5 protein-coding genes are annotated in these 6,416 nt (G+C 70.0%); 3 read left to right on the forward strand and 2 right to left on the reverse strand.

What is annotated here, in order from left to right:
* Window positions 1–53 precede the first annotated feature (53 nt).
* Window positions 54–551: a hypothetical protein gene (locus SOM35_RS12800; protein ID WP_320515677.1), complete on the forward strand. Its 498-nt coding sequence runs from the start codon at window positions 54–56 to the stop codon at window positions 549–551.
* 47 nt (window positions 552–598) lie between these two features.
* Here SOM35_RS12800 and SOM35_RS12805 read toward each other — a convergent pair whose 3' ends face one another.
* Complete coding sequence (locus SOM35_RS12805) at window positions 599–2,119, reverse strand: SulP family inorganic anion transporter (protein WP_320515678.1); 1,521 nt, start codon at window positions 2,117–2,119, stop codon at window positions 599–601.
* 720 nt (window positions 2,120–2,839) lie between these two features.
* On the opposite strand from SOM35_RS12805, the gene SOM35_RS12810 reads away from it, so the two are divergent.
* Window positions 2,840–3,547 (forward strand): hypothetical protein, encoded by a 708-nt coding sequence (locus tag SOM35_RS12810; RefSeq protein WP_320515679.1) that lies wholly within the window; start codon window positions 2,840–2,842, stop codon window positions 3,545–3,547.
* Window positions 3,548–3,899: 352 nt separating this feature from the next.
* On the opposite strand, the gene SOM35_RS12815 is transcribed toward SOM35_RS12810, so the two are convergent.
* A complete protein-coding gene (locus SOM35_RS12815; protein WP_320515680.1) occupies window positions 3,900–5,255 on the reverse strand; it encodes a hypothetical protein in 1,356 nt (451 codons plus the stop codon).
* Between the two features lie 353 nt (window positions 5,256–5,608).
* Here SOM35_RS12815 and SOM35_RS12820 point away from each other — a divergent pair.
* Window positions 5,609–6,416 (forward strand): fatty acid desaturase family protein (locus tag SOM35_RS12820; protein WP_320515681.1); only part of this gene is annotated, 808 nt, incomplete at its 3' end.

Here is a 6,416-nt window from a genome sequence, read left to right on the forward strand (position 1 = left end):
CCCCCTGTGTGACACGTGCGGGTGCGGAGACGATGATCCGCAGGACCCTCGCGGTGAGCGCGGCCCTCGCAGCCACGGCAGTCCTCCTGACGAGCTGTGCAGGAACACCGGGGCGACCGGACCAGACCGGCGCGACCTCGATCACACCTGATGCGGCGAAGCAGTCCGTCACCACGTTCGTCGACCGCTCGACGGCGGCGCTCGGCGGGGACTGGACGCCCCGGGGAGGCGCCGGGCTCAGCCCGTGCACGACGGGCGACGGCGACGACGGCGTCTCGTGGGTCCTCATCGTCGACCGCCCGGCAGGGGACGATCCCCACGCTGACGTCGACGCCATCGAACGGATGTGGAAGCAGCGGGGCGTGACAACTGAGCGGTACCAGAGCGGCGGTGCCGATCCGATCGTGGGTGCCCGCGGCGCCGGTGGTCCGACGGCTTCCGTCGACTTCTATGCCGACCCTCGTGGGTACGCGCTGACGGCGGAGTCCGAGTGCGCCGAGGGTGACTACGCCGACATGGTCCGACGCCAGGGTGACGCGACCGCGGGGTGACGCGAGCGGCGTCTGTCGGCGTCCCCACGGTCCTCCCGTGCAGGAGATCAGTGGCCGGCGCCGAGGTTCCCGGCGAGGCGGCCGTGGAATGCCTGGCTGGCGTCGTTCATGCCGCGGATGTCGACCCGCTTGCCGTGCTGGTGGTACTTCGTCTCGATCGCGTCGAGCGCGGCGACGGTGGAGGCGTCCCAGATGTGTGACTTCGTCATGTCGATGACGACGAGGTCGGGGTCGTCGACGTAGTCGAACTGCGTGGTGAGGTCGTTGCTCGAGGCGAAGAAGAGCTCACCCTCGACGGTGTAAAGGGCGTGCTGCTCGCCGCTGGGGAGGGTCTCGATCGAGCGCTCGACGTTCGTGAAGTGGGACACCCGTCGGGCGAACACGATCATCGCGGCGATCACGCCGATGACGACGCCGATGGCCAGGTTGTCGGTGGCGACGACGATCACGACGGTGAGGACCATGACGATCGTCTCCCCGACGGGCATCCGCTTGAGCGTCGAGGGCTTGATGCTGTGCCAGTCGAAGGTGCCGACGGAGACCATGACCATCACGGCGACGAGGGCGGCCATCGGGATGATGGCGACCACGTCACCGAGCCCGACGACGAGGACCAGCAGGAACACACCGGAGAGGAAGGTGGAGATGCGGGTGCGGGCACCGGAGGCCTTGACGTTGATCATCGTCTGCCCGATCATCGCGCAGCCACCCATGCCGCCGAACAGGCCGGAGGCGATGTTCGCCACCCCCTGCCCGAGGGCTTCGCGGGTCTTGCGGGACCCGGTGTCGGTGACCTCGTCGACGAGCTTCGCCGTCATCAGCGACTCGAGGAGTCCCACCAGCGCCATCGCGAAGGCGTAGGGGGCGATGGTCGTCAGCGTCTCGAGGTTCAACGGGACGTTCGGCATGAACAGGGTCGGGAGGCTGTCCGGCAGCTTGCCCTCGTCGCCGACGGTCGGGATCGCGAGGGATGCGAGCACGGTGACGAGGGTCAGGACGACGATCGCGACGAGCGGTGCGGGGATGGCCTTGGTGAGCCGGGGCAGGAGCACGATGATCGCGATCCCGGCGGCGCCGATCGGCCAGACGAGCCAGTCGACGCCGATGATGTTCGGCAGCTGCGCGGTGAAGATCAGGATCGCGAGCGCGTTGACGAACCCGACCATCACCGACCGTGGCACGAACCGCATCAGCTTCGCCGCTCCCAGCCCGCCGAGGACGAGTTGGAAGACCCCGCCCAGCAGGACGGTGGCGATGAGGTAGTCGAGGCCGTGGTCCTTCATGACCGGGGCGACGACGAGGGCGATGGCGCCGGTCGCGCCGGAGATCATCGCGGCACGTCCGCCGACGAACGAGATCACCACGGCCATCACGAACGCCGAGAACAGTCCGACGCGCGGATCGACGCCGGCGATGATCGAGAACGAGATCGCTTCCGGGATCAGCGCGAGGGCCACGACGAGGCCTGCGAGGACCTCACGGAGGAGGATCCTCGGGTTCCGCAGGGCGGACAGGACGGTGGGACTGTGGTGCACCTGGACAGGCACGGACTGCGTGACGGTCGTCACGGTTCTCCTTCGGTGAGGGAAGCGGACGCTCGGCGCCCGCGGGGGAATGTCATTGGGCGCTTCGTCGCGCGCGCCGATCGCAGGAGGACCAGCGGGACCTCAACCCTTCCGTCACGAGAGGGTTGGCTGGTTCCGACTCTAACGCAACGGAAGGGTTGGTGCACAAGTGGGTGAGGCGCTGCGGTGGCGGCGCAGTGCTCCTGCGGGTGGGAAGACCGCGGCAGTGCGCCCCACTGTCCGGTTGCGTGTAACGCTCCGGTATCGAATCCCGCCCAGGTCTTCCGTCGCCGCCGGGAGCGGATCGTACGGTGGATCGGTCGTCGCAACGGTGCGGTGATCGCTGGGTCGGGATCGGAACCGCTGTCTCGTGACCGTCCGGCGCGCTCCCGTCCCCTCTCACCGGGGGACGGGGGCCCTCGCTGCATCGACCGGAGAACATGACACCGCACACCACCAGGAACCCCCTCGACCATGACGCTGCCCGGGTCCTGCTCGGCGAAGCCGGTGACGCGTACTGCGAATCATGCGGTGATGCTGTCCGCTTCGATCCTCGTGTCGGGATCTGGCGCACCGTCGCTCGACCCGGCCCCATGCTCCCGCGGACGGGGCCGGCATCGTGACCGGCCTGGAGGCGCGTGCCGCACTGCTCCAGACGCCGCCCCGGTATCGATTCCGCAACGGGTGCGCCGGACGAGACTGAGCGTCCGTCATGATCGAAGGATGCCCAGATTCCGCGTCCAGCAGGGCGAGAACCGGGTCGACGTCGATGCGCTGACGGTCATGGAGGCCCGTGCCAAGGCCGTCGTCCACGGTGCGTTCCGCAACGACGAGACCCTCCTCGCTCGGCCCTTCTCCGGGGACCGGCCCCCGTCATTCCCGACAGCTCGGCCGGCGCCAGCGCCTGCGCTCGACGCCGCGGTCCGGCGTCCCCGCCTGGGTGCGCAAGAGCTCCCGCGTGGCCAGCGACTCGTCCGTCCGCCGTCGATCCTCGCGTCGCTGGGGGCGCTCGTCGCACTCACCGCGCTCCTGTTCGGGGTCCTCGCCGCCGGTGCCACCGGCATCGTCCGGAGTGCGACCAGGGTCGGCACCCTCGGTGACTGTGCGCGCATCGGCCTCTGTGTCCGGACGCCTCTCTCGACCGTGGAGGCACGGACCGGCGTGCACCTGCCCGATGGTGTCGAGCTCATCCGGTCGTCGGCGTCCCGGGATGGTCATTACGTGGGAGCCCTCGTGGGCCTCCCGGTCGGGGCCGATGCACCGGATCTCCCCGAGGGTATGACCACCCCGGTGACACGACGTGCCGCGGCTGCCCTCCGGAGCGCTTCCGCGCGCGACCTCGAAGGCCGGTCAGCGGGCCCGGTGGGCCTCTTCACCGGCACCACGAAGGACCGGATGATCGTGTTCCTCCGCTACGACGCGAGCCGCTGAACGGCGAATGCTGCTCGTCTGCTCAGGAATGTCAGTGGGGTCCGGCATCATCGACAGCAGTTCGCGAAGCCCGTTCGGGTCGGGCCAGCGAGCGCCCCGGAGCTGGTACCTGTAGGGCAGGTACCAGCTCCGCCCAACACTGGAGGGCGCGACGCACGCGACCGGCCACCCGACCGTTCCGATCAGGTGCCGCCGGTCGTCCTTGCGACTCCTCCGTGTCACTGGCTCGCGGCCATGCCGCCGTCGACTCGGTCCGCGGCGCCGGTGATGCAGGCGCTCTGACGGACCCGAGGAGCGCCACGAGGCGGCGGCTCGGCGACGACGGCCCGGCGGGGGTCACTGGCCGCGGAGGTCAGCGCCCGCTGAGGTCGTACGGAGTCGCCGTCGAGTCGACCGTCGTCAGGTACCCGCCGTCCGACAGGTCCGTCGGCAGGGTGATGGTGCGGGTCACGGACGGCTTTGCGCCCGCCGTGTCGACCTGCGTGATCGTGCCCTCACCACCGCGCGTGACGAACACACTCGTGCCGTCGTCGGTCGCCGCGGCGAAGCGCACGGCCGTCCCGGTCGCCGACTCTCCGGCGACCGGACCGTGTCGCAACGGCTGGAGAGCGACCGAAGTCCTGCGGCCGTCGTAGATGCCGTCGGCCTGCTTCTGCACCAGGACGAGCGAGTCGCCGGAACCCGACGTCAGTGCGACGGCGGCGAACCGCGACGTGACGACCGCGCGGGTGAACAGCCCGGTCCCGAGCACGACGCTCCGGATGCTGTCCGACGACGTCGACGACGAGGTGAGGTACGCGGGCACCCGGTCCCAGCTGGTGCCCGCGGTCGTGGTGCCGGCCTGCGCGCCGATCGCGGTCGTGCCGTCGGGAGCCATCCGCGGGCGGTAGCTCTGCACGCTCGGCTGCGGGTAGGTGGCGGAGCTGGAACCAGTGAACCCGCTCTTCGTGACCCGGACCGTCTGCACGCCGGTGGCGAGGTCGGAACCGATGACGGTGCCGGTCGCGTTGACGACCGGGCCGTGCGGGTACGCGCCCAGCGGTGTCGTCGCGATCCGGTGCGGCCGCGTCGCACCCCGCATGATGTCGGACACGGAGTAGGCGTCGAGCCGTCCGCCGGCGGTGACGACCAGGCGCAGGGGGCTGCCGACCAGGAAGGTCTCGACCTCCTCGGTGCCGCGCTTGCCGGTCGTGGCCAGTGTCACGGCGGAGGTGGTGATGTCGGCCGTGTGGGCGACCTCCCGTCCGAGGTCGATGACGGTGACGCGCTGGTGTGTGGAGCCGTCGAAGTCGGAGCCGACCGCGAGGTGGCGGCGCGAGGTGTCGGTGGCGAGCCAGCCGGCGCGTTCCCAGCGGCCGTCGGCGTTCGGGACGGCGTAGTGCTGCACGATCCGCGCCGTGCCTCCGGAGCCGATGGCGAGGACGTCGAGCTGTGGCTTCGACTCGTCCATGAACGCGATCCGCCCGTGGCCGAGCTGGACGGTGCCGGCGTGCGTCCCGAGCGTGACACCGCGGAGGGTCGCGGTGCGTCGGCCGGTGACGGCGTCGTTGACGTAGAGGCGTCCGGCAGGTGCGTCCGCGGTGACGAGCCAACTGTGGTGGGCCCTCGGTGCCGCGGTGGCCGGACTCGCGGGGGCGACGGTGGCGACGAGGGGCAGGACGCCGGCCAGGACGAGGGCGGGGACGAGGAGGGTGTGGCGGGGCGACATGGAACTCCTGGAGATCGGGATGGGCGAGGTCTAGATGATAACCGTTATCAACAAGACAACTCCACCGACGGGAGAGCAGAACATTCAGCTTTGCTGGCATCGCGGGTCCAGGGTCTGGAGGTCGCGCTCGGCCATTACGACGACCGAACGCTGGAGGTCGTCCGTGAGTTCCTGGACCGTCTGGCGGCGGTGTTGCCCGGAGACCCGGGCAGGACCGGGGATCCGGACGCCTGAGAGGCTCGATCTGAGAAACGGGCACGTTTGCGGTCGGTGTCGCGTCCTCAGTAGCGTCGCTCAGTACACGATGCGAGACGTTGCCGAGGGACGGCGCCGTCGTCGACAGGAGCACCCGAATGACCACCGAATCCGTGATCACCAGCCCCTACCGGAAGACCGGAACCGCGACCGGCCCCCGCACCGGCGGCACGTCCACCTACTCGTCGTTGCTGCAGCAGGTGAAGGACGCCGGGCTGCTCAAGCGCCGTCGCGGCTTCTACTGGTCGATGTTCGCCGCCCTCGTCGTCGCGACCGCGGCGTGCTGGGTCGTCTTCGCGCAGCTCGGTGACTCCTGGTTCCAGCTGATCGTGGCGGGCGCGCTCGGCGTGCTGTTCACCCAGTTCGCGTTCCTGTCGCACGAGGCCGCGCACCGGCAGGTGTTCGACTCCAGGAAGTGGAACGACCGCGCGGGCCGCTGGCTCGGCACGTTCGTCGTCGGGCTGTCGTACTCGTGGTGGATGAACAAGCACACCCGTCACCACGGCAACCCGAACACCGTCGGCAAGGACCCGGACATCGCGCCGGACGGCGTCGTGTTCATCCCCGAGGACGCCGCGGCCACGACCGGCCCGATGCGCTGGCTCGTCCGGCACCAGGGCTGGCTGTTCTTCCCGCTGCTGACGCTCGAGGGCATCAACCTGCACCGCCACGCGGTGACCTCGGTGCTCCGCGGGGTCGAGGGCAAGAGCGACCGCCGTGACCGTGTGGTCGAGGGCGTCATGCTCGCGGCGCGGTTCGCGATCTACCTGCCCATCGTGTTCGTGTTCCTGCCGTTCGGCATGGCGTGCGCGTTCCTCGGGGTGCAGCTGGCCGTGTTCGGCGTGATGATGGGCGCCTCGTTCGCCCCGAACCACAAGGGCATGCCGACGATCGCCCACGACGCCA

Source organism: Curtobacterium sp. CFBP9011 (assembly GCF_034045095.1).
Classification (GTDB): Bacteria; Actinomycetota; Actinomycetes; order Actinomycetales; family Microbacteriaceae; genus Curtobacterium.

What these genes read in the sequence shown, in the direction of transcription:
- SOM35_RS12810 (WP_320515679.1), top strand. Translation starts at nt 2,840, where the DNA reads ATGCCCAGATTCCGCGTCCAGCAGGGCGAGAACCGGGTCGACGTCGAT.
- SOM35_RS12815 (WP_320515680.1), bottom strand. Translation starts at nt 5,255, where the DNA reads ATGTCGCCCCGCCACACCCTCCTCGTCCCCGCCCTCGTCCTGGCCGGC.